A 490-nucleotide genomic window follows, 5' to 3' on the forward strand; every position below is an offset into this window, starting at 1 on the left:
TGGTGTTAGTCTCTAAAGTGGACGATGATAGGCGTGACAGGTAGACTCAAAGGTAACGCACGATCACGGAGTTCAAAATCTGGGAAGGACGTGAATAGATTGAGCTATCATGTATCGCCAGAATATAAGGAATACATCGCCAAGTTAGTGGAAGAAGAGGGACATAGTCAACGGGATCTGGCAGAGGAAATTGGGAAACACCGCGCCACCGTCGGAAAATGGGTGAAGGCGTATCGATTGAAAGTCGCACGAGAGCGATCCGGTGACATTCTGTCGACTCCAGGTGAGATGGAAGCTGTGAAGCGAGCGTATGAAAAAAAGATGCGCGACCTGGAAGAGGAGAATGAGATCTTAAAAAAAGCGATGCACATCTTCACGCAGCCAAAGCCGTGATCTTCGCGCATATTCAACGCCATGAAAACGAGTATGCCATCGAGAAGATGTGCCGTATTTTGCAGGTTTCGAAAAGCGGCTATTACAAATGGAAACA

1 protein-coding gene is annotated in these 490 nt (G+C 47.3%); it reads left to right on the forward strand.

The features are described from left to right. Window positions 1–99: 99 nt before the first annotated feature. Complete coding sequence (locus HCN83_RS18015; protein WP_168009796.1) at window positions 100–393, forward strand: transposase; 294 nt, start codon at window positions 100–102, stop codon at window positions 391–393. Window positions 394–490: the final 97 nt, after the last annotated feature.

The organism is Alkalicoccus luteus, from assembly GCF_012034335.1.
Lineage (GTDB): Bacteria > Bacillota > Bacilli > Bacillales > Salisediminibacteriaceae > Alkalicoccus > Alkalicoccus luteus_A.